Source organism: Aggregatibacter sp. (assembly GCF_057314075.1).
Genome location: NZ_DBHLAR010000002.1, coordinates 53,435 through 73,731 on the forward strand (window position 1 = coordinate 53,435; position 20,297 = coordinate 73,731).

Sequence of the window (20,297 nt, forward strand, 5' to 3'; positions counted from 1 at the left end):
TAGGCTATTTTTTTATCCGAAATTTATCAAACCTGATATTTGCTTTTATCGCCAATATCAAAATGCAACGGCATGCGCCATTTTTGAATGCTTAATAACAAAATTAAAAGCCCGGTGACAAAGCACAATAGGCTGCTTAACCAAGTAATATTGAATAATAAGGCAAACCATAACACCGCAAAAAATATCGGTTGTAGATTTAAGGCAAAGACACGGAAACAAAAATATTCTTTATAACTTAATCCGCCGAGAACCAAAAATGCCGCACCGAGCGCCAGTTGTGGAAAACCTAACACTTGGCATAACAAGCCCACCCACATGGCAAATTGAAAAATATAACGGAAGTTTTTCATATATAAATGGACGCAAGCGGCACATAAGGTCGCTGCGATAAGCAAACCAAAGTGTGCTGTTGCGGGATACCAAGGCAGCATAAACAACATTGGAACAGCAAGCACAAAGCCTAAACGATAAATGATTACTGTTGTGTAATCCCAACGATCCATAGGCGATTTAATATGTGGATCAGCCATTTTTTCTCCTTAATGTATCATTAATAAATTCGATTGAATGGGGCGTGACTTCTAAAAGGGAAGCGGTTTCTCCCCAATCACCCAGCACGATACGATGAAAGTGCGGTGGAATTTCATGGTGTTTTTGGCGATGCGTATGTCCGTGAATCATTTGCGTCACATGAAATTGCGCAAACATTTGCTGCACAAAATTGGCATTCACATCCATGATTTCCGTCGATTTTAATTGTTTATCTTGGCGGCTTTTAGCGCGAATTTTCTCTGCGATTTTTAACCGCACTTTTAACGGTAAATGTAAGAACAACCACTGGCGCCATTTTTGATGAACTTTTTTGCGATATTGTTGATATTTCACGTCGTCCACGCAAAGGGTGTCGCCGTGACATAAAAGGGTGGGCGTGCCGTATAAATCAATGACGTGATAAGTTGGCAGTAACGTCAGCCCGCACGCATTAGCAAATTTTTTGCCAATCAAAAAATCCCGGTTACCGTGCTGGAAATAGCATGGCACGCCTTGTTCTGTCAGATGTCTGATGAGCTGTTGCACTTCGCTGATGAGTTCGGATTGTTCATCATCGCCAATCCAAAAATCAAATAAATCGCCCAAAATATAGAGTTTTTCTGCTTCTGGCGCTTGTTCTTGCATAAATTGACGAAACAGGGCTAATAAGTGCGGTCGATTTTCGGAGAGATGTAAATCCGCAATAAAATAGGTTTTTTGCATAGAAATTCAATTAAAAAATTTTTGATTAGATTAGCACATTTCATCGTTATGAATACACTTAACGAGCTAATTTCGTTATACTTACGCAAATTTTTAAGGGGCTTTATCATGCTAAAAATCGCCAGAATTTTCATCATTGTTATTTGTTGCATTCTTATTTGTATCCTCGGTACGCTTTATTCTTTCATTCGTTTCCGTAATCCGAGTAATGTGGGCATTTTTGCCCGTTGGTTTGGACGGTTACATCCACTCTTTGGTTTGAAGGTGGAACATCGTTTCCCTGCGAATGCCGATAAAGTTGGGCGCTGTATTTATATCGGCAACCATCAAAATAACTACGATATGGTGACCATTTCTTATATGGTCATGCCTCGTACAGTGAGCGTCGGCAAGAAGAGTCTGATTTGGGTGCCGTTTTTCGGGATTTTATATTGGGCAACGGGCAATATTTTTCTCGATCGTGATAACCGTTCTAAAGCGCATAACACCATGTCGGAATTAGCGCGTCGCATTAACGAAGATAATTTGTCTATTTGGATGTTCCCGGAAGGAACACGCAGTCGCGGACGCGGGTTATTGCCGTTCAAAACAGGAGCATTCCACGCGGCCATTGCCGCCGGCGTACCCATTGTGCCGGTCGTTTGCTCGACAACCCATAATAAAATCGATTTAAACCGTTGGGATAATGGTACGGTGATTTGTGAAATGCTGGAACCTATTGATGTATCCGGCTACAGCCGTGAAAATGTGCGTGAATTAGCGGAATATTGCCATGATGTAATGCAAAATCGAATTGCTGAATTGGACCGTGAAGTGGCACAAAAAGAAGTTGAACAGAAAAACGAGAATAAGCAGGCCTAAATGAAACATTGCTCCCGTCGTCAGCTACTCAAAACAACGTTATTTTCTACCGCACTTTTTGCTGTGCCGTCTCCACTATTGGCGGCAACACGCCCAGCTTTGAAAATTCCGCCACTCTTTGAAGTTCGACGAGGCAAGCCGATTTTTCTGAATATGCAAAATACCCAAGCACCGCTATTGCCTGGAAAACGTACCGAAGTGTGGGGCTTTAACGGCAGTTATTTAGGGCCAACCATTAAAATTAAGAAAGATGACTTTGCAAAACTGAATTGGAAAAATAATTTACCGCAATTTGTTGCGATGAATATCCAAGGCTTACAGGCATCGGGCGAGCTTATTGGCGGTGTGGGTAAAAATTTACAAAAAGGTGAAACTTGGGCACCGATTATTCCGATCAATCAAGCCCCTGCAACCTGCTGGTATCATGCTTGCACCCTTGCCAATTCAGCGTATCAAACTTATCGTGGCTTGGTTGGCTTGTGGCTGATTGAGGACAAAGAGAGTGCCAAATTGGGATTGCCGCAGAAATATGGCGTGGATGACATTCCATTAATCTTGCAAGATATGCAACTCAATAGTGATGGCGCACAACTTTTTCAGCAGAATCAAGGGGCTTTTCTTGGTGAAAGATTGTTAGTCAATGGACAGGAAGCTCCTTATTTCAATGTACCTCGTGGTTTGGTGCGTTTACGCATTTTAAATGCGTCTCTTTCCCGTACTTATGAGCTTCGTTTTGAGGATGAGCGAACGTTTACATTGATTGCACAAGATCTTGGTTTTTTACCACAAGGCAAAACCTTAAATGTGATTAAAATCGCACCGAGTGAGCGTGTTGAGCTTTTAGTTGATTTGAATGACGGCGACAACGTTTCTCTCATCGTGGGGAAAAAACGTGATTTTATTGATAACATTCGTTATTTCTTCGGTTCAGAAGGGGAATTAGTTGACAATACAGTTTTGGAACTACGTCCGGACGGCTTAGCCGGTGCATTCGCACAAAAAGAACAAACATGGCAATTTGTTACCGATGCGCCAAGTCTGTTGTCTGCTAAAGTGCAACAGGAACGAGCATTTCATGTGGATGTCACCAATGCCACCATTAACCGGAACCGTTTCGACCCGCGTCGTTTAGATGTGTCAGCAAAACTAGGCAGTGTTGAACGTTGGACGTTAACCGCTTCCGCAGCGGTAGGATTTGCGTTACGAGGCGCAAAATTTATTGTGGAATCCGTTAACGGTAAAGCGTTGGAAGAAAGCGAAATCGGCTGGAAAGACAGCGTGTTGATTAATGGCACAGTGACTATTTTAGTGAAATTCGATAACACTTCCTCTAATAACTATCCTTTTACTTTTGGTGCTTCTGATTTAATGTTGGCGGATAAAGGCTGTATGGGATTAATATTGGTGCAGTAAACAACATAAAAAAGACGTAAAAAAGAACCGCACTTTATATTTAAAAATAAAGTGCGGTTCTTTTTTGGGTTGTTTTCAGATTAACTTGCATTGCGTAGCAAGCGCGGATAAATACTGGAAATTAGAGTGGTGCTGACGACGGCTAAAATGCCTAACCAAGAAAGCGGGCTGATGTTCTCGCCCAGTAATAATACGGCCAGCATAATGGCAAATACCGGCTCTAAGGAAACTAAAATACCGGCGAGATTAGAGTCAACACTATTAATGCCTTTATTCCATAGATAATAAGCGAGCCAGCTACAACCGATTCCGATATACAACAGGCCGGCGAGCCCCAGCCAGTTCCAATGAATGTCCCAGCTTTGAGTGAGCCATAGGGTGAATGGAAGACAGGTAATGGTGCCGAGTACGATGCTGCTGGTAGTGTAAACTTGCGCGGTCAGTTGCACAATAATTCTTTGTGTCCAGCGCAGACAAGCTGCAAATACGATGCCGGCGAGTAACACTAAACTGCAACCGAAAAGGCTGATATTGCCGGTTTCTTCTCCCCCATAAATTAATAATACAACACCTAAAAATGCAACGAGTCCAAAGATCCAATGATGTGTTTTGGCTTTATCACCGAAGAAAAAGTGTCCGATAAGTACCACGAGGAAAGGTTCTAAACCGAGCATTGTAGAGGCGCTGGACGCGGATGTATGGCTTAATCCGATGAATTGTAAAAGGAAAATAGCCGGATAATTGAGAAACCCAAGCCACCACACTTGTGGGCGAACTGTTTTGGGAACGCGCTTCCAAACTCGTACAAACATAGGGAAAACAATAAAGCTGGCGATGATCAGACGCATTTGTACCATTAACACCGGATCTAACATGGAATAGGTGTATTTGCCAGCAACAAAAGAGCTGCTCCATAAAAACAGCGCAATGAGAATGTAGCGCATAAGAAATCCTTGAGGAAGTAGATTAGGGATTATTGTAGTGCGCTTTTAGCGTAGCGTAAATGTGCAAGGCGTTTTATTTATGGTTAAAAGTGCGGTCATAAAAAGGAATGTTTTTTTGAAGATCGGATTGACCCGATCCAACTCAGTAGGTGACGACATGGCCGTAGCCTTCAAGAATGGCTTTTATGTGTTCAAGCGATTCTTTTGTCGGGGGTTTTACGTCTTCCAATTCATATTTTTCGCCCATTGCCGCCCATTTATGTGCGCCAAGGCGGTGATAAGGAAGAAGTTCTACTTTTTCAATGTTTGTCATGCCTTCGATAAATTGACCGAGTAAATGTACGTCATGGTCAGAATCTGTATAGCCCGGCACGACTACGTAGCGAATCCAAACCGGTTGGTTACGTTTTTGCAAATATTTGGCAAATTCAAGTGTGCGTTTGTTCGGTACGCCAATAAGATTTTGATGCACTTGATCGTTGAGTTCTTTCAAATCAAGCAAAACCAGATCCGTCACATCAATGAGTTCATCAATCACATGATCGTAATGACGCACAAAACCGTTAGTGTCTAAGCAGGTGCTTATGCCTTCTTTTTTACAGGCTTGGAACCAATCACGAACAAATTCTGCCTGTAAAATGGCTTCACCACCGGAAGCTGTCACCCCACCGCCTGACGCATTCATAAAATGACGATAGCTGACCACTTCTTTCATTAGTTCTTCCACCGTAACTTCTTTGCCACCATGCAAATCCCAAGTATCGCGGTTATGACAATACTTACAGCGCATTAAGCAACCTTGCAAAAAAAGAATAAAACGAATGCCCGGGCCGTCAACGGTGCCACAGGATTCATAAGAGTGGATTCTTCCTACAACTGACATATGTTCCTCAATAATGTGTCATGTGTTCGTTAAAAGTGCGGTAGTTTTTGCCAGCGTTTTTTGATGGCCTTGTCATGTTTATAAAATGAAATGTTCCTAAAAAAATCAGACCGCTTACCTTGCGGCAAGCGGCTGAAATATTAACACAGTTTTATCACGAAATTACATGGATTGTGTAAATGTACGGGTGATAACGTCTTGTTGTTGTTCTTTGGTTAATGAGTTAAAACGTACGGCATAACCGGAAACGCGAATGGTTAATTGCGGATATTTTTCCGGATTTTCCATGGCATCTAATAACATCTCACGGTTCAACACATTGACGTTCAAGTGCTGACCGCCTTCAACTGTTGCCTCGTGATGGAAGTAACCATCCATCAAACCTGCCAAGTTACGTTTTTGCGCTTCGTACTCTTTACCTAACGCATTTGGCACGATAGAGAAGGTATAAGAAATACCGTCTTTCGCATAAGCAAATGGGAGTTTGGCGACAGACGTTAAAGACGCTACCGCACCTTTTTGGTCACGACCGTGCATTGGGTTTGCGCCCGGTCCGAATGGTGCACCGGCGCGACGACCATCCGGGGTGTTACCGGTTTTCTTACCATAGACCACGTTAGACGTGATAGTCAGTACAGATTGTGTTGGCGTTGCATTGCGATATGTTTTGTGCGTTTGAATTTTCTTCATGAAACGTTCAACGAGATCACAAGCAATGTCATCTACACGCGGATCGTTGTTACCAAATTGCGGATATTCACCTTCGATTTCAAAGTCGATAGCAACATTAGATGCCACAACCTTGCCCTCTTTATCTTTGATATCGCCACGAATTGGTTTGACTTTCGCATATTTGATTGCGGCTAAAGAGTCGGCTGCAACGGAAAGTCCGGCGATACCGCAAGCCATGGTGCGATAAACATCACGATCATGGAATGCCATCAATGCGGCTTCATAAGCATATTTATCATGCATGAAGTGGATGATGTTCAATGCGGTCACATATTGTGTTGCCAACCAATCCATGAAGCTGTCCATGCGGGTCATGACGGTGTCAAAATCAAGCACTTCATCTTTGATAGGTTCAGTTTTCGGGCCGACTTGCATACCGTTTTTCTCATCAACACCACCGTTGATTGCGTATAACAAGGTTTTCGCCAAGTTTGCACGGGCACCGAAGAATTGCATTTGTTTACCCACCACCATCGGGGAGACGCAACACGCAATAGCATAGTCATCGCTGTTGAAATCCGGGCGCATTAAGTCATCGTTTTCATACTGTACGGAAGAAGTATCAATAGACACTTTGGCACAGAAACGTTTGAAGGCTTCAGGTAATTTTTCGGACCAAAGGATAGTTAAGTTTGGTTCCGGAGATGGGCCCATAGTGTAAAGGGTATGTAAAATACGGAAGCTATTTTTGGTCACTAAGGTACGACCGTCTAAGCCCATACCACCAAGGGTTTCGGTTGCCCACATTGGGTCACCGGAGAACAATTGATCGTATTCAGGAGTACGTAAGAAACGCACCATACGAAGTTTCATCACTAAGTGGTCGATTAATTCTTGTGCTTCTTGTTCGGTAATTTTGCCGTTTTTCAAATCACGTTCGATATAAATATCTAAGAAGGAAGAAATACGACCGAAAGACATTGCCGCACCGTTTTGTGATTTCACGGCGGCTAAATAAGCGAAGTAAGTCCATTGAACGGCTTCGTGTGCATTAGTTGCCGGGTTGGAAACGTCATAGCCATAAGAGGCAGCCATTTCTTTAATTTTGCCTAAGGCACGATGTTGTTCGGCAATCTCTTCACGTAATTGAATGGTGGCTTGAATGTCTTCACCACGTTCTAGTTTAGGTTGAAGTGAGTCGAATTGTTTTTTCTTATCTGCCATTAAGTAGTCGATACCATAAACGGCTAAACGACGATAATCACCGATAATTCGACCACGACCATAAGCATCCGGCAAACCGGTTAACACACCGGATTTACGGCAACGAAGAATATCCGGTGTATATACATCAAATACGCCTTGGTTATGGGTTTTACGATATTCAGTGAAAATATGTTCGACTTCAGGATCTAATTGACGACCGTAAACTTCACAAGAACCTTTAACCATTTTGATACCACCGAATGGCATAATGGCGCGTTTTAATGGTGCATCAGTTTGAAGACCTACGATTTTTTCTAATTCTTTGTTGATGTAACCCGGTTTGTGAGAGGTGATGGTTGACGGGTTATCCGTATCAAAATCTAACGGCTCATGCGTTTTATTTTCGATTTTGATGCCTTCCATGACTTTATCCCACAACGCCGTGGTTGCAGGGGTTGCATCGGCTAAGAAAGATTCATCACCTTCATACGGGGTATAGTTTTTTTGGATAAAGTCACGCACGTTGACTTCATGTTGCCAATCACCACCGACAAAACCTTCCCAAGCCTTTTGTTGAGCTTCTGTTAATTGAGTCATAACATTCCTCTTTTAGATTATTGATAAAAATAAACCTGTCTAGGAAGGAAATAAACAACGCAAGTTCCCTTCCTTTTATGCACCGATTAATGCGGTCGGTTGATTGACCACAAGGCCAATCCAACACAAAAACCACCGCCGACAATGTTTCCTAATGTCACCGGAATCAAATTTTTCACGATAAAATGATAAAGATTTAAATCTGCGAACTGCTGAGAATCTATATTAATGGCTTGCCAAAATTCCGGTGCGCTAAAGTGTGCCGTGAGGATCCCCATTGGGATCATAAACATGTTCGCTACACTGTGTTCGAATCCTGACGCAACAAACAACGCAATGGGTAAAATCATAATGAATGCTTTATCTGTCAAGGTTTTTCCTGCGTAGCTCATCCAAATGGCAAGACACACCATCACGTTACACAAAATGCCCAAACAAAAAGCCTCAAACCAAGTATGGTGAATCTTATGTTGAGCGGTCGTTAAAATGGTGAATCCCCACTGTCCATTTTCTGCCATTGTTTGACCGGCAAACCAAATGAGAGAAACGATAAAAAGCGCGCCAACGAAATTGCCGAAATAAACCACAATCCAATTTCGTAGCATCTGAAAACGACTAATTCGCCCGCTGGCTCGGGCAATAGTTGTCATGGTTGATGAGGTGAATAATTCAGAGCCGCAGACCACGACCATAATCACACCAAGAGAAAATACCACGCCGCCAACCAGCTTAGTTAAGCCCCACGAAGTTCCGAGATTGCCTGTTTGTGTTGTGGTATAAAAAACGAACGCTAACGCAATAAAAGCACCTGCCGGAATGGCAGAGAAAAAAGAGAGAATTTGTTTTTTAGATGCCTTATAGACGCCGGCATCCTCGCCAATTTGGCTTATTTCTGCCGGAGAGACCATACAAGTTGTTTTGGACGTTTCGGTATTCATTACAGAATTCCCTGTTAATTTATTTGGCTTGTAAATACGTCCACGACAGCGTGGTATTACAAGGAAAGGCCTAAAAAACTTAAAAAAAATTGAATTTTTATCATTTTTGTTAATTATATTTTCTTTCCCCTGCAAAGTAAAAATATTTCTCCCTTTTAATGCGAGAATCTTGTTCTTTGTCAATAATTAGAACGGTGTAGTCAAAAGCCTTTCTTGACGACAGCCAAATTGCTATTTGGGTTGTTTTCTGTTAAAAAGTGCGGTCATAAAACGCAATATTTTTTAAGGAGAAAACCATGGCCGCAGAAACCATTTTCAGCAAAATTATTCGCAAAGAAATTCCCGCCAACATCGTCTATCAAGATGACCTTGTTACCGCCTTTCGCGATATTGCACCGCAAGCGAAAATTCATATTTTGATTATACCGAACAAGCTTATTCCAACCGTCAACGATGTAACTGAACAAGATGAAGTGACTTTAGGCCGTCTGTTTACGGTGGCGGCGAAACTGGCGGCACAGGAAGGCATTGCGCAAGACGGTTATCGTTTAATTGTCAACTGCAACAAACATGGCGGACAAGAAGTGTTCCATTTACATATGCATCTCGTCGGTGGTGAACCTTTAGGTAAAATGCTGGATAAATAATGAAAAAGTCTATTTCTCTCTTTTTTGTGACCGCACTTTTAGCCGGATGTAGCGCAAAGGTGCCGACCTTATTAAATACGCAAAGCCCGATTTTAAACATTGAAGCCCCTGCCGCAGAAAGGCTGGAAGCGGGCGTTGATAGCGACAGTGCGTGGGTCAAAAATAAAACCGAACAGCCGATCAACTTGGCTTACCGCCTGTTTTGGTATGACAAACATGGCGTGACAGTGACGGCTGAAGAGCCTGTCGTTTGGCATAGGTTGGCGTTGCAACCACTGCAAAAACAAGCGCTCACATTGGCTCGACCAACGGCGGATAGTGCCAATTACCGCTTATATCTTCGCTTAAACTAAAATGTCTACACTACTCATTGATTTAGCCGGTTACGAGCTGGAACAAGAAGAAATTGAATTGTTGGAACATCCGCTCGTGGCGGGATTGATCCTCTTTACGCGTAATTTTCACGACCGTGCGCAATTACAAGCGCTGATTCAATCTGTGCGACAAAAGGTGAAAAAGCCCTTGTTGATTACGGTGGATCAAGAAGGTGGCAGAGTACAGCGTTTTCGTGACGGCTTCACCCAACTTCCTGCAATGCAGGCGTTTTCCGCATTGATTGAAGATCCGATTGCACAACAAAAAATGGCATTTGAGGCCGGCTGGCAAATGGCAGCGGAAATGACTGCACTTGATATCGATTTGAGCTTTGCGCCGGTATTAGATCTTGGTCATGCGTGCAAAGCCATCGGTGATCGCAGTTTTGGTTGTGACGTAAAAAGTGCGGTGGATTTAGCGGCTAATTTTATTCGCGGTATGCATCAAGCAGGCATGGCCGCAACAGGAAAACATTTTCCCGGGCATGGCCATGTGATTGCCGATTCTCATTTGGAAACCCCTTATGATGAGCGTAGCCAAGAAGATATTTTCAATCAGGACATTCAGCCATTCCAACAACTTATCGAACAAAATCTGCTCCAAGCCATCATGCCGGCACATGTGATTTATTCGCAATGTGACAGCCAACCGGCGAGTGGATCTAAATTTTGGTTACAAGACATCTTGCGTGCTCAACTGACTTTCAACGGTGCCATTTTCTCTGATGATCTCGGCATGAAAGGGGCGGGATTCATGGGTGATTTTGTGGCGCGTAGCGAACAAGCACTGAATGCCGGCTGTGATTTGTTGTTGCTTTGTAATGAGCGTGATGGTGTGATCCAAGTTTTAGACAATTTAAAACTCTCGGAAAAACAACCGCACTTTTTGTTGCGGCAGCAGCGCCTACAAAGCCTATTCAAACGTAAAAACCTGACGTGGTCAGAACTGGAATGCGCCCCACGTTGGTTGGAAAATTGTCAAAAACTAACCGCACTTCAACAGCAATGGTTGGCAGCGAAAAATTAATATGATGCAATGTGAACATTATCAACGAGGCGATTGTCGTTCTTGTCAATGGTTGGAGTTGCCCTATGCCGTTCAACTGGAACAGAAAACAGCGCATTTGCAACAGCAGCTGCAGGGTTTAGAAACGTCTCATTTGATTTGGTTTGCCCCTTTTCAATCACCCCAAGAAGGGTTTCGTAACAAAGCCAAAATGGTCGTCAGTGGTCCAGTCGAACGCCCAGTCCTCGGCATCTTGCCGAACCCATTGGCGCCACAAAGTGCGGTGGATTTATGTGATTGCCCACTTTATCCACAACGTTTTCAAATCCTCTTTCCCATTCTCAAAGATTTCATTGCTCGCGCCGGGCTTGTGCCCTACAACGTGGCAAAGCAAAAAGGAGAATTGAAACATCTTTTATTGACAGAAAGCCAACACAGCCACCAACTCATGTTGCGCTTTGTGTTACGTTCGGAAGCCAAATTGCCGTTGATTCAACGGGAATTGCCCGAATTGTGCCAAAAATTGCCGCAACTTGCCGTCATTAGCGTGAATATCCAGCCGCAAAATGCCGCAATTCTCGAGGGTGAAAAAGAGATTTTCCTGACGGAACAACACACCTTACCCGAAAGGTTTAATCAGATTCCGCTTTTTATTCGTCCGCAGGGGTTCTTTCAAACTAACCCGCAGGTTGCTGAAGGGTTATACGGCACGGCGCAACAATGGATAAAAGATCTGCCCATTCGTCAACTTTGGGATTTGTTCTGTGGTGTGGGCGGTTTCGGGCTACATTGCTTAAAAGCGTTACAAATGCAGAACCCGGAACAACAAATTTACCTCACCGGCATTGAAATCTCCGCGCCTGCCATTGCTGCCGCGAAACTATCGGCACAACAACTCGGCTTGGAGGCGCAGGTTCATTTTCAATCGTTAGATGCGGCAAATTTTGCCTTGGCACAAGTCGATAAACCGGATTTGGTGATCGTCAATCCCCCTCGTCGAGGCGTTGGCCAATCGCTTACTGAATTTCTCAATGAAATGCGACCGCACTTTATTTTGTATTCCAGCTGTAATGCGGAAACCATGGGCAAAGACTTGCGATCTTTGACTCATTATCAACCGGAAAAAATCCAACTGTTCGATATGTTTCCACATACCGCGCATTATGAAGTGTTGGTGTTGTTGAGATTGAAGTCGTAATACACTAATTTTTTCAACCGCACTTTTTTTATTAAGTGCGGTACTGTTTTCAGTTATTTCTGATCATGCAAAGCCTTATTCATTTTTTCATCTCATTCTCTATTTTTTAGCAATATAGAGAAATTGGTCGCGTTTATAGGTGTACGTTGGGTGATGTCAGGCGTTCAGCAAGTCTTCTCTGGTGGTGAACAACAACGTTTAAACTTCGGGTGAGCATTGTTGCTTAAACCGAATTTATTCTGTTTAGATGAAAGTACCAGCCAATTAGATTTTCCTTCCGCGATAGGGCTTTTAACCTTATTAAAACAACAGCTGTCTCATACCATAGTTATCAGTGTTACTCACCTAGCAGAACTTACCTGATTCTTTGAGCAAATTTTCGGATTAGAAGTATAAAAGTGCGGTTGTAAAAAATACCACTTTTTTAACTACGCTTTGATTTCTTTTGTTAATTTGAACTCACTTTCTATTTATGACGATAATTTTCATATTTGATTATTTTATTGTTTTTATACCTTTACATATAAATAAAAATCGTTATTATTTGCATTTTTGTTATTATTTGGAGCCAAAAATGCATCGTTCTCATCTTTCACCCTCATCTTATTTTCACCTTAGTTTGCTTTCTATTTCTTTATTTTGTACTTGCCAAACCGCGTATACGGAGGACAGTTTAGAGCAGATTAATGTTATTGAAGAAACTGATACTAATACCACTGAAGGTAGCCGCGGCTATACAATTAAGTCGATGAAAACAGCTACCGGACTAAAAGTTTCCGGTAAGGATACGCCACAATCTGTTAGTGTGATTACCAAAAAGCAATTAGATGACAAAGCTATTCATACTCTTGAAGAAGCAATGAAAAATACGACAGGTGTTAATGTTGTACGCGATTCCGGGTTACAAACTCGTTTTCTTTCCCGTGGCTTTTATGTCGATCAAATCGGTGAAGATGGTATTACGACTAATGTCGGTGGGCGTTCAGGTTATACTGCCAAAATAGACGTTTCTCCTAGCACTGATTTAGCTATTTATGATCATATTGAAGTTGTACGTGGTGCGACAGGATTAACCCAGTCAAACTCTGAGCCGGGTGGCACAATTAATTTGATTCGAAAACGGCCTACAGACAAATTCCAACACTTAGGCGAAATCACGATCGATCACCGAGGTAGTGCCCGTACGATGCTGGACGTCGCGGGTGGTATAAATCAAGATAACAGTATTCGTGCTCGTTTAGTTGGTGTAGGGGAAAAAGCGAAGTCTTTTAAAGATAATGTACATGGTAAGAAAGGTTTAATTTATGGTGTCGCTGACGTGGATTTAGGCAATGTTGGTGTGTTAACTTTAGGTGGTATGTATCAGAAAATTAATGAAGTGCCGGATTTTTCTGGTGTGATATTACCTTGTGAAAATCCCCAAGTCGCTCCTTTTGCCTCCCGTCCGGCATGTAATAATCCTGTGAAACTCCCCCGAAATACCTATTTAGGGCAGAGTTGGTCTCGTTTGAAGGGAGATAAATATAACTTATTTGCCAATACCAAATTTGTTTTTGATAACGATTGGGAGTTTAGTATTGAGGCGTCCTATACAAAAAATAATTCAGATGCAAAAGTTGGGCAATTTTTTATCAAAGATGAGCATGCTGCCGGTTTGTCTGGTTCTGATGCAAAAGGATTTCTAACCGAGAAAGGTGAAATTATTCCTTTTGAGCCGAAAGACCAAGCACTTAAAAAATTAAAAGAATATCGTGATCAAGCAACTAAAGAATACGAGCAACGTAAGGCAGATTATGCTCAAAATCAATTTAATCAAGGAGAGTTTAATCAATATAGAAACGATCGGCTTGCAGCCCGGAAGAAAGGATTTGATCAATGCATGAATGATATAGGTCTTGATTTTTTATGTAATGATTGGGCTGATCCTGGTATTGATAAAGATAAACAAGAATATATTGATAAAAAATTACAAGAAGCAGGTATTACTAACGATGCAGAAAATCGTTTTTCAAACTATCTCTACAATAGAGCTTATAACAATAAGGGTACAACTAACCGGAAATTTACATTCGCACCAATTCGACATATTAAAAAAGATGAACAATACGGGATTAAATTGAACCTAACTGGGCACTATAATCTTTTTGAACGAGACCATGATTTTTATGTAGGTTATGCTTATAACCATGAAAATATTCAATCAGATTTTGTTGAAATTTTTCAGAAACGTTATCGTATTAGTACTATTGATGAGGTTGGTCAAGTGCATCAGCATTTAGCCGGTCGTTGTGTTCCTAATGAGCAAGGAAATTATTATTCTCCAACCGATAAAAATCTTCCTGAACCGGATTGGGACAAGCATGATGAAAAAGGTGACCACATGCTTTATACACCGGACTGCCAACATGCCTATAAAATTAAAGTCGATAAAGACGGTAATATTTTGTATGAATTAGATAAAAATGGGCAAAAAATTCCGGAACGTGATAGCAACGGTAACATTAAGTATAAAAATGGTGCTTACGGAAATCCAAATGAAATTGTTTATAAGATGTTAAAGGAGCCGGATGACCATGTTTTAGCTCGCTATAACTATGCTAAATATTTCAATAAAAATGAAACACATGCAGTTATTTTGAGCACTCGTTTTAATGCAACGGAACGCTTCCATTTATTAGGTGGTGTGCAGTTTACCCATTTTGAGACCTCACAACGCAAAGAAACGCCGGTTTATAATGGTGAGCCAGCGACGCGCTATCAATCGCAATCAAATATTGATAAGGATAATGAGCACTATACTGCCAAAATGAAGGGGCATCATTTTACACCGTATGTTGGTATTACTTATGATTTGACGAATGAGCAGAGCCTTTATGCAAGTTATACTAAGATTTTTAAACAACAAGACAACGTAGATATTACCAGTAAAACGGTTTTACCTCCGTTAATTGGCACAAACTATGAAATCGGTTGGAAAGGTTCCTTCTTTGATAATCAGTTAAATAGCTCTTTGGCTTTATTTTCTGTTGAGCAAAAAAATCGTACTGTTGTTGATTTTGGATATATACCGGGAAAAAATGGCGCTGTCGGGTCATTCCAGACCATCGCAAAACCAATCGGACGCGTTGTTAGCAAGGGGTTTGAATTAGAGTTGGCTGGGAATATAACAGAAAATTGGCAACTTTTTGCAGGCTACACTTACAATAAAAGTAAATATAAAAATGCGGAAGAGATTAATAATGAACGGGCAAAAGGCGCTAAAGATCCTTACAACTTTAGTAATTTTACACCTGTTCAGATGTTTCGACTTGCCACCAGTTATCGAATTCCAAGTAGCAAATGGACGATTGGGGCCGGTATCTCTGCACAGAGCCCAACGAGTAGCTTATATGGCATTAAACAAGCAGGTTATACTCTGTTTGATGCCAATATTCAGTACGAGTTTAATCACCACGCCAAACTCAGTTTGATTGGAACGAATTTAGCGGATAAAACTTACTTTGAAAATAACTATAATCGTACCCGCGGGATGAATAATTTCTACGGACGCCCGCGTACTATCATGATGAAATTTGATTGGCAGTTCTAACGAAATAAACAAAAAGTGCGGTCAAAATCCATTGTGTTTTTTGACCGCACTTTTGTTTTGGCTAAAAATAATAGTATTTAGTCTAAACGTTTAAACATCTTTAACCAATCTGCCTTGAATTCACGGCGCATATTATTGATAGCATCGATAATATCGTGGTGAACCAGCTGTTCATTTTGAATCCCTACACAATAACCGCCTTTGCCTTGAAGCAATAAGTCGATAGCATAGACCCCCATGCGGGAACCGAGGATACGGTCAAATGCACATGGTGTACCACCACGTTGGATATGGCCTAAAATGGTAGCGCGGGTTTCATGATGAACGCGTTCTTCAATTTCTTTTGCTAACTCATTCACATCACAAATTAACTCAGTAATCGCAATAATCGCATGGCGTTTGCCTTTAATGATGCTGCGTTCAATTTGGCGAATCAGTTCTTCTCGGTTAAATTCCACTTCGGAAGCTACGATATATTCACAACCGCCGGCAATCCCTGCGGAGATCGTCAAGTCGCTACAGTGGCGCCCCATGATTTCTACGATAGAAATACGTTGGTGGGAACTGGAGGTGTCGCGTAAACGGTCGATCGCTTCAACTGCTGTTTGTAAGGCAGTTTGGTAGCCGATGGTATAGTCGGTGCCGGCAACGTCGTTATCGATTGTCCCCGGAATCCCAACGCATGGGAAACCGTGTTCTTCGGTCAGCAGTTTTGCTCCCATATAAGAACCGTCCCCACCGATCACAACTAACGCGTCAATCCCATGAGAACGTAAAATATCGGCGCATTTGGCGCGGACCTCAGGATTTTTAAATTCCGGAAAGCGGGCAGAGCCTAAACAGGTACCACCACGGTTGATGATATCCGATACGCTATAACGGGTTAATTGCTTAATATTGTTATGGTATAAGCCATAATAGCCGTCATAGATACCATAAACTTCTAACCCCTCATTCAAGCCGGCACGAACCACAGCACGAATTGCCGCGTTCATACCCGGTGCGTCTCCACCGCTTGTTAGTAGTGCAATTTTTTTGATCATGCGTTATTCCTATTAAAATATAAAAGAATGAATGTTAAAAACTGTACAAATTATATCACTTTTTTATCTAACTGCATTTCCTGTTGCACAATAAATGTCGGTTCCGGATGAATCACAATATCACTGCGCGGAAATGTCTTACATAGGCAACGTTCCAAATGTTCGGTAATGTCATGGGCTTCAATAAAAGACAGTTCATCGGCTAATTCTAAGTGAAATTGAATAAAGCGAATGGCACCGGAACGACGGGTGCGTAGTGCATGGAAACTGAGCATTCTTGAATCTTGAACAATTTCTTGATTAAGTACGGCGTGAATTTGTTCAATTTCCTCCGGCGGTAACATTTGATCAAGCAACAGCTGTGTTGAATCAAACAACATTTTTGCGGCATTCCATAAAATATACAGGGAAATTAAAATTGCAAAAACCGCATCTGCCCACAAAATACCGTATGCACTCAAGCCTAAGGAAAGCAAAATAGTGAAATTCATCAGCAAATCGGTTTGATAGTGAAGGCGATCCGCTTTAATCGCCGGACTCTCTGTTGCTTTAATGACCCGTCCTTGATACCACACTAACAATCCGGTAGCTAAAATGGAAAAGACAGTAACGGCCATACCAAGCAGCGTATTGCTCAAAGCTTGCGGGGAATTAAAACGATGAATGCCTTGTAATAATAAGAAAATCGCCGAACCAGAGATAAACGCACTTTGCACGAGCGAAGCCAGGGATTCTGCCTTACCGTGCCCAAAAGAGTGATTATGATCCGCAGGCATTAAAGCGAAACGCAAAATCAGCATGCTCATGAAAGAGGCTAATAAATCCAACATGGAATCGGTGATTGAGGCGAGCATACTCACCGAGCCTGTTTGCCACCAAGCTATGCCTTTTACGATAATCAACACTAAGGCGGTGATAATAGAAAAATGTGCCGCCTTTTTGACTTGAGCAGAATATTCAGAAGCCGGCATTACGATTTACATCCCAACAGCCAATCTGCTTTGCTCAGTTGTTTCATTTCTTTCTCAACCAAATATTTTTTCAGATGGTTGACCACGCGTTTGCTATTCATATTGCCGAGTTTGTAATTTTTCGGAATTTTCAAGGAATACTGATATTGCACAAAGCCACAAAACGGCAATTCTTTACCCTTTGCCATGTCGATTTGCCAGTCTTTGTTTTGTTCGGACGGCTCATAAATGACGTAGGCGTATAATGTTTCGTTTTGACTATAAAGCTGAAAATTTTTCACGCCGGTGTTGGTATAAACTCGTTTGCGTAAATCAATGCGTTGTTGCAAGGTACGGTTTTGAAAGTTTCGATCGAGTAAAATTTCCACCGCACTTTGCCATTCTTTCGGTGTTTCGCCTGGCAACAGATAAACATAACGAGCGACACTGCCCAAATCTTGTTGGGTAGCAAGTTGGTAGGTTTTATCGTTGTGTTGAATGCTTTGCGGCACGTCTAATTGTGAGTTGGAAACGCACGCGGTCAGGAAAAGTGCGGTCAAAATAACAAGTGTTTTTTTCATCATGTTTATTCCGCCAAATCCCGTTTAAAGACAAATTCCGTTTTAGTCGATGCCGCGCTGTCAAACCAGTAGCCGCCAAGGTCGAATTCCTTGAGCTGTTCTACGTCGCTAATGCGATTTTGAATGAGGTAACGACACATTAAGCCGCGTGCTTTTTTAGCATAGAAGCTAATCACTTTATACTTCCCATTTTTGTTATCTAAAAATACCGGTTTAATGATGTTAGCTTTGAGCTTGTGTTCTTGCACCGATTTGTAATATTCATCAGATGCCAAGTTAATGAGTGTACCGTTTTGCTGATCGATCGCTTGTTGCAATACCGGCGTAATGACATTATGCCAGAACGCATATAAATCCTTGCCTTTCGGGTTAGCGAGTTTTGTCCCCATTTCCAAACGGTATGGCTGGATTAAATCGAGTGGCGTTAATAAGCCATATAAGCCGGATAAAATACGCAAGTGTTGCTGGGCAAATAACACATCTTCTTCGTTGAGAGATTCAATGTCTAATCCCGTGTAAACATCGCCTTTGAACGCATAAACCGCTGCTTTGGCATTGTGTTCGTTATGGTTTTGTTGCCATTCGGCAAAACGGGCGGCATTGAGTCCGGCGAGTTTATCGCTGATTAACATTAATGAACCGATGTCTGCCGGTGTCAGTTCACGACAAATATCGATCAGCTGCTGGCTTTGCGCTAAAAAGTTCGGTTGAAAATGCGGAAGTTTTTTGGGCACTGCATTCTCAAAATCTAATGTTTTTGCGGGAGAAATAATCGCTAACATAAAAATTCCTGTAATGGTTCTGATAACAACGCTAAAGCGCGCTTAATTGCCAATTAATCGGGGCAATACCATGTTGTTGTAAATAGGCGTTGGCTTTTGAAAAATGGTGGCAACCGAAAAATCCGCGATGAGCAGACAGCGGTGATGGATGCACGCTGGTTAAAACACAATGTTTTTGGCGATCAATAAATTGCCCTTTTTTCTGTGCCGGGCTACCCCATAATAGAAAGACCAGATTTTCGCGATGTTGATTTAAGGCTTCAATGACTTTATCCGTAAAGATTTCCCAACCCCAATTCGCGTGGGAATGGGCTAAACCTTGTTCTACGGTTAATACCGAGTTAAGCAACAACACGCCTTGTTGCGCCCATTCCACTAAATAGCCATGATTTGGCATCTGAAAGCCTTCGATGTCATTGGACAATTCTTTATACATATTTAACAAGGACGGTGGTGGTTTGACACCGGGTTTAACGGAAAAGGATAAGCCGTGCGCTTGATTTGGCCCGTGGTAAGGATCTTGCCCTAAAATCACCACTTTGACCTGTTCGAATTCTGTTAATTTAAAGGCATTGAACACGTCCGGTGCCGGCGGGTAAATAATTTTCCCCAGTTCCCGTTCTGCATGTACACGTTGCAACACTTGTTGAAAATAAGGCTGTTGTTTTTCCTGCCCAATGACATCTGTCCAGGTTTTCATCATGGAGTTCTCATCTAATTTTGCATAGCGGGAATTATAATGAAGCCATCATGAAATTCATAGCAATAAGCGTGGTTAGTTTGCGATCGATATGTAATTAAATATACCTAGAATAGATTGTTTTTGATATGTATCAAATATTGAAAATAGATTTAAAAAAGACTTTGGTTCTATATCAAATTAATTTGAAATTTTCAAAAGTTTTGATAGAATTTGAACAGTTCAATTAATATACAGAAAAGCCAAACTTAGGAGGCATTTTATGATTAAAGGTATCCAAATTACCCATGCTGCTAACGACAATCTTTTAAACTCTTTCTGGTTGTTAGATAGCGAAAAAGGTGAAGCACGTTGTTTATGTGCAAAAGGTGATTACGCAGAAGATCAAATCGTAGCAGTAAGCGAATTAGGTCAAATCGAATACCGTGAATTACCGGTAAACGTTGCACCAACCGTTAAAGTAGAAGGCGGGCAACACTTAAACGTGAACGTATTACGTCGTGAAACTTTAGAAGATGCTGTATTACATCCGGAAAAATATCCACAATTAACCATTCGTGTTTCCGGTTACGCTGTGCGTTTCAACTCATTAACCCCTGAACAACAACGCGACGTTATTACCCGTACTTTCACTGAAAGCCTATAATTTCAGTTTG

19 protein-coding genes are annotated in these 20,297 nt (G+C 41.8%); 8 read left to right on the top strand and 11 right to left on the bottom strand.

The genetic code is table 11. From position 1 onward, the window contains the following. Positions 1 to 26: 26 nt before the first annotated feature. Both ACO5E4_RS00620 and lpxH read right to left on the bottom strand, forming a co-directional pair. A complete protein-coding gene (locus tag ACO5E4_RS00620; protein WP_485861714.1) occupies positions 27 to 533 on the bottom strand; it encodes a DUF2301 domain-containing membrane protein in 507 nt (168 codons plus the stop codon). Next, a complete protein-coding gene (gene lpxH / locus ACO5E4_RS00625) occupies positions 526 to 1,257 on the bottom strand; it encodes a UDP-2,3-diacylglucosamine diphosphatase (protein WP_485861715.1) in 732 nt (243 codons plus the stop codon). The genes ACO5E4_RS00620 and lpxH overlap by 8 nt, the downstream gene beginning before the upstream one ends. A gap of 108 nt (positions 1,258 to 1,365) precedes the next feature. Between lpxH and ACO5E4_RS00630 the strand changes: the two genes are divergently transcribed. After that, positions 1,366 to 2,118: a 1-acylglycerol-3-phosphate O-acyltransferase gene (locus ACO5E4_RS00630; protein WP_111295310.1), complete on the top strand. Its 753-nt coding sequence runs from the start codon at positions 1,366 to 1,368 to the stop codon at positions 2,116 to 2,118. After that, entirely contained in the window at positions 2,119 to 3,531 is a 1,413-nt protein-coding gene (locus tag ACO5E4_RS00635) for a multicopper oxidase domain-containing protein (RefSeq protein WP_485861716.1), read from the top strand. It begins immediately after the preceding gene. 80 nt (positions 3,532 to 3,611) lie between these two features. Here ACO5E4_RS00635 and ACO5E4_RS00640 read toward each other — a convergent pair whose 3' ends face one another. The 4 genes from ACO5E4_RS00640 to focA form a co-directional block, all read right to left on the bottom strand. Further along, a complete protein-coding gene (locus ACO5E4_RS00640; RefSeq protein WP_454906098.1) occupies positions 3,612 to 4,475 on the bottom strand; it encodes a DMT family transporter in 864 nt (287 codons plus the stop codon). Positions 4,476 to 4,617: 142 nt separating this feature from the next. Beyond that, complete coding sequence (gene pflA, locus ACO5E4_RS00645) at positions 4,618 to 5,358, bottom strand: pyruvate formate lyase 1-activating protein (protein WP_485861717.1); 741 nt, start codon at positions 5,356 to 5,358, stop codon at positions 4,618 to 4,620. Positions 5,359 to 5,520: 162 nt separating this feature from the next. Then, positions 5,521 to 7,833, bottom strand: a complete 2,313-nt coding sequence (gene pflB / locus ACO5E4_RS00650) for a formate C-acetyltransferase (RefSeq protein ID WP_485861718.1) — start codon at positions 7,831 to 7,833, stop codon at positions 5,521 to 5,523. Between the two features lie 86 nt (positions 7,834 to 7,919). Then, positions 7,920 to 8,771, bottom strand: a complete 852-nt coding sequence (focA, locus tag ACO5E4_RS00655; protein ID WP_485861719.1) for a formate transporter FocA — start codon at positions 8,769 to 8,771, stop codon at positions 7,920 to 7,922. Between the two features lie 296 nt (positions 8,772 to 9,067). On the opposite strand from focA, the gene hinT reads away from it, so the two are divergent. From hinT to ACO5E4_RS00680, 5 genes are all read left to right on the top strand, one after another. Continuing rightward, the gene (gene hinT, locus ACO5E4_RS00660) at positions 9,068 to 9,418 is read left to right on the top strand and encodes a purine nucleoside phosphoramidase (RefSeq protein WP_485861720.1); all 351 of its coding nucleotides are present in this window, start codon (positions 9,068 to 9,070) and stop codon (positions 9,416 to 9,418) included. After that, complete coding sequence (locus ACO5E4_RS00665) at positions 9,418 to 9,771, top strand: YcfL family putative periplasmic lipoprotein (RefSeq protein WP_485861721.1); 354 nt, start codon at positions 9,418 to 9,420, stop codon at positions 9,769 to 9,771. The genes hinT and ACO5E4_RS00665 overlap by 1 nt, the downstream gene beginning before the upstream one ends. A gap of 1 nt (position 9,772) precedes the next feature. Further along, positions 9,773 to 10,819 carry a beta-N-acetylhexosaminidase gene (gene nagZ, locus ACO5E4_RS00670; protein WP_485861722.1) on the top strand — a complete coding sequence of 349 codons (1,047 nt, stop codon included), beginning with the start codon at positions 9,773 to 9,775 and terminating at the stop codon, positions 10,817 to 10,819. Position 10,820: 1 nt separating this feature from the next. Then, positions 10,821 to 11,996 (top strand): 23S rRNA (uracil(747)-C(5))-methyltransferase RlmC, encoded by a 1,176-nt coding sequence (gene rlmC / locus ACO5E4_RS00675; protein WP_485861723.1) that lies wholly within the window; start codon positions 10,821 to 10,823, stop codon positions 11,994 to 11,996. A 574-nt stretch (positions 11,997 to 12,570) separates the two neighbouring features. Further along, on the top strand, positions 12,571 to 15,585 hold the full coding sequence (locus tag ACO5E4_RS00680; RefSeq protein WP_314953923.1) for a TonB-dependent siderophore receptor: 3,015 nt from the start codon (positions 12,571 to 12,573) through the stop codon (positions 15,583 to 15,585). 77 nt (positions 15,586 to 15,662) lie between these two features. Here ACO5E4_RS00680 and pfkA read toward each other — a convergent pair whose 3' ends face one another. From pfkA to ung, 5 genes are read right to left on the bottom strand one after another with little or no spacing between them, the layout of a single operon-like run. Next, the gene (gene pfkA, locus ACO5E4_RS00685; protein WP_314953920.1) at positions 15,663 to 16,628 is read right to left on the bottom strand and encodes a 6-phosphofructokinase; all 966 of its coding nucleotides are present in this window, start codon (positions 16,626 to 16,628) and stop codon (positions 15,663 to 15,665) included. Between the two features lie 50 nt (positions 16,629 to 16,678). After that, positions 16,679 to 17,599: a cation diffusion facilitator family transporter gene (locus tag ACO5E4_RS00690; protein ID WP_485861724.1), complete on the bottom strand. Its 921-nt coding sequence runs from the start codon at positions 17,597 to 17,599 to the stop codon at positions 16,679 to 16,681. Continuing rightward, a complete protein-coding gene (locus tag ACO5E4_RS00695; protein WP_485861812.1) occupies positions 17,599 to 18,159 on the bottom strand; it encodes a hypothetical protein in 561 nt (186 codons plus the stop codon). The genes ACO5E4_RS00690 and ACO5E4_RS00695 overlap by 1 nt, the downstream gene beginning before the upstream one ends. Positions 18,160 to 18,164: 5 nt before the next feature. Continuing rightward, on the bottom strand, positions 18,165 to 18,941 hold the full coding sequence (gene yaaA / locus ACO5E4_RS00700) for a peroxide stress protein YaaA (RefSeq protein ID WP_006719194.1): 777 nt from the start codon (positions 18,939 to 18,941) through the stop codon (positions 18,165 to 18,167). A gap of 31 nt (positions 18,942 to 18,972) precedes the next feature. Next, the gene (gene ung / locus ACO5E4_RS00705; protein ID WP_032997965.1) at positions 18,973 to 19,641 is read right to left on the bottom strand and encodes a uracil-DNA glycosylase; all 669 of its coding nucleotides are present in this window, start codon (positions 19,639 to 19,641) and stop codon (positions 18,973 to 18,975) included. Positions 19,642 to 19,903: 262 nt separating this feature from the next. Here ung and grcA point away from each other — a divergent pair, with 262 nt between their 5' ends. Next, positions 19,904 to 20,287: an autonomous glycyl radical cofactor GrcA gene (gene grcA, locus ACO5E4_RS00710; protein ID WP_296026044.1), complete on the top strand. Its 384-nt coding sequence runs from the start codon at positions 19,904 to 19,906 to the stop codon at positions 20,285 to 20,287. The last annotated feature ends 10 nt before the right edge of the window (positions 20,288 to 20,297 follow it).